This window comes from Candidatus Protochlamydia sp. W-9 (genome assembly GCF_001950615.1).
Classification (GTDB): Bacteria; Chlamydiota; Chlamydiia; order Chlamydiales; family Parachlamydiaceae; genus Protochlamydia; species Protochlamydia amoebophila.
This window is the reverse complement of the sequence record NZ_BCPZ01000008.1, coordinates 1-3,226: the sequence shown is the minus strand read 5'-3', so window position 1 is coordinate 3,226 and position 3,226 is coordinate 1. Positions and strand designations below refer to the sequence as shown.

At 32.0% G+C, this 3,226-nt stretch carries 3 protein-coding genes; all 3 read right to left on the bottom strand.

Annotated elements, in window-relative coordinates:
- Positions 1 to 689: 689 nt before the first annotated feature.
- On the bottom strand, positions 690 to 1,088 hold the full coding sequence (locus BU804_RS14320; protein WP_226996069.1) for a tetratricopeptide repeat protein: 399 nt from the start codon (positions 1,086 to 1,088) through the stop codon (positions 690 to 692).
- A complete protein-coding gene (locus BU804_RS14315; protein WP_075882498.1) occupies positions 994 to 1,383 on the bottom strand; it encodes a tetratricopeptide repeat protein in 390 nt (129 codons plus the stop codon). The genes BU804_RS14320 and BU804_RS14315 overlap by 95 nt, the downstream gene beginning before the upstream one ends.
- 185 nt (positions 1,384 to 1,568) lie before the next feature.
- Positions 1,569 to 2,699: a tetratricopeptide repeat protein gene (locus BU804_RS00140; RefSeq protein WP_075882497.1), complete on the bottom strand. Its 1,131-nt coding sequence runs from the start codon at positions 2,697 to 2,699 to the stop codon at positions 1,569 to 1,571.
- Positions 2,700 to 3,226 lie beyond the last annotated feature (527 nt).

The following is a 3,226-nucleotide window of genomic DNA, read 5'->3' as shown; positions in this document are numbered from 1 at the left end:
GATTATGAGGAGTTGCGTTTCTTTACCTACATAACTCCAAACTTACCCAATATTAAGATATCTTCGATTTGATTTGTTGGCAAATTTATTTTATTAGTTATTATTCTTCAAATTTAATTTTTATAAAAATTTTTAAGTCAAATTAAAGATATCAATTACCTACTGGCAAATTTTATTTTCTTAGTATTGATTTTTTAATTGTAAAAAAATAAGGGATTAATAAACAAAAAACTTTTAAATCAAATTTTATTTTTATAATATAAGTCCTATTTTTTGTATAAATTTATGTAATTGCATATAATTTAATTTTAAATTATTCAGATGATTTCAGCAATTAGCAGTGAAGTAAATATTATCTACAGCTAATTTTGCCCCCGCTACATACATTATACAATGCATCCTTTTTCGCGCATGGTTCTAAGGTTCTTTTGAGCTCTTATGTTGCCTTAATCGGCAGCGAGTTGATAATACCCTCTTATTTGATAGAATTGTATGATGGCTCGGATCCCGTGCGTACATAAATTCGAGCTTATATGAGCATTTGCATCATTTTAATCTGCTAAAATTCTAACGGATAAAAAGGAATGGAAAGTATAAATAATTTTCTTGCTGTTCCAAAAAGTCTTCCTCTCAATCTACTCTCTAATATCTTCCGAAAAAGCCTAATTCCTAAAGAAAATAAATTCTTATTATGTAACATTTTGGCCATTTTCATTCATAACTTTAAGATTTTGCTGAGCAATTAAATCACCTTGATTGGTAGCGAGTTGAAAGTATTTAACCGCTTCTTGATCAGATTGCGGGACACCTAGGCCCTCTGCATACATTATTCCGAGTCTGCATTGAGCAAGAGCGTTTCCTTGTTTAGCAGCAAGTTGGTAATATTTTACAGCTTCTTGATCAGACTGGGTAATGCCCCATCCATTTGCAAACAGGAGTCCAAGATTATTCTGAGCATCTGCATGATTTTGATTGGCAGCGAGTTGAAAATATTCAAAACTTTTTTGGTAAGATTGTGGAACACCTTGTCCATGTGCATACCATGTGCATACCATGTGCATACAAGGTTCCGAGGATATATTGAGCACTTGCATTACCTTGCTTCGCAGCAAGTTGGTAATATTTTACAGCTTTTTGATGAGACTGGATAGTACCTTTTCCTTCTAAATACATAACTCCAAGCTTGTATTGAGTAGTTGCATTTCCTTGCTTTACTAAAATTTTTGTAGCTAAAAATGGGGAGGAGCTGTAAATAACTTTATTTTTTCTACCATTCCAAAGAGATTTCCAATCTTCTCTAACTGTTTCAAAAAAAAGCCCAAATCCTACAGAAAATAAAGTTTTAAAAGCCTTATGTATTTCAAATGCATAATTCTTCTGCACTTTAAAAATGCTCTTTTTCCAAAATTTCAAAGATTACATAGATTTTAACATTGCTTTATTTGCCCAATCTAGATTCGAAAAGAAAAAACAAATTATTTAGGGGAAAGTTGCCTATAAATTTCTTATTGCCTATAATTTTCTTTTTAATTTACTGAAATATAAATGATGATTTTACCTCAATTTAGCTAGTTCTGTCGAGAAATTATAGAGTTAATTTTATTTGCTGCCATTGTATCGCCTTGTTTGGCAGCAAGTTTGTAATATTTAATAGCCTCTTCTTCTGATGGAGAAACGCCTCTTCCTTTTTGGTACATCATTCCGACAAAGTATTGAGCATCTGCATGGCCTTGATCAGCAGCGAGTTTAAAATATTTAAAAGCCTTTTGCTTTGATTGCATAACATTTTGTTCTTTATCATACATGACTCCAAGACGATATTGAGCATCTGCATGGCCTTGATCAGCTGCGAGTTTGTAATATTTAATAGCCTCTTGCTTTGATCGCTTAACACCTCGCCCATTTTTATACGTATCTCCGAGTTGATATTGAGCCTTTGCATGGCCTTGATCAGCAGCGAGTTTAAAATATTTAAAAGCCTCTTGCTCTGAATGTATAACGCCCCATCCATAAGCATACGCTAATCCAAGGCTATATTGAGCCATTACATGGCCTTGATCGGCAGCGAGTTTGTAATATTTAAAAGCCTCTTGCTCTGAATTTGTAACACAGCTTCCATAGCCATATATGATTCCAAGTTTATATTGGGCCATTGCATAGCCTTGTACGGCAGCGAGTTTAAAATATTTAAAAGCCTCTTGCTCTGAGCGTGTCACACCACAGCCTTCATCATACATGACTCCAAGTTGGCACTGAGCCGTTGCGTCGCCTTGATCAGCAGCGAATTTAAAATATTTAAAAGCCTCTTGCTTTGATTGTGTCACACCACAGCCTTCATCATACATCAATCCGAGTTTGTATTGAGCTTTTGCATCGCCTTGGTCTGCCAGATTTTTAGTCGGTAAAAATGGGGGAGAAGAAGAGTAAATAATTTTACATTTTTTACCGCTCCAAAAAGACTTCCAATCTTCCCGAGCACTTTCAGAAAAAAGCCCGACTTTTAAAGAAAATAGAGAATTGCAAAATGCACGGATTCCAACCCAAATTCTGCGCACTAGCGGATATGTTTTTTCAAAGCTTCCTAAAAGAATGTACGCTTTACCATTGATTATTTTATTTTGGCTTAATTTTGAATCCATGCTAGAAGAAAGGGCAGAGTAGTTGCTAGGAGCGTGGCCATTTATAAATTTTAATTGCATAAAATTCTCTTTTTTTTAGTTTATTAATAATATTTAATTAACTTTATAATATTTCAAATTTAATTGGGAAAATATTTACAAGGAAATTCAAATTTTTAATATTAAAATAATAAAATTTGTGCACCAACAATAAATTATTAAAATAATTTTTAGAAAAATTTTATTTATTTTCGGTAAAAATGCGGAAGAGAATGAGTAAAATTTTTGCTTCTTACGGTTCTCAAAAAAATTACAGACGTATCGAATATTTTCGGAATAATGGGCCCGAAGCTTAAAGAAAATAAAGTTTTAAAAATACACGTGTATTAATCCCAATTCTACGCATTAAAGGATGTGTTTTTTCAAATCTTCCTATAAGCTTATATGATTTGTAGCTTTATATATTTTAATTTGTTCTTCGAAGCTAAACAAAAAGGGAAATTAATTTATTTATTATAAATAATATTCCCTGTAAATATTTTACTAACATCCCTTTGTCTATTTTTTTTAATTTATTGAATTTGTTTTTATAATTTAAAATTTATATA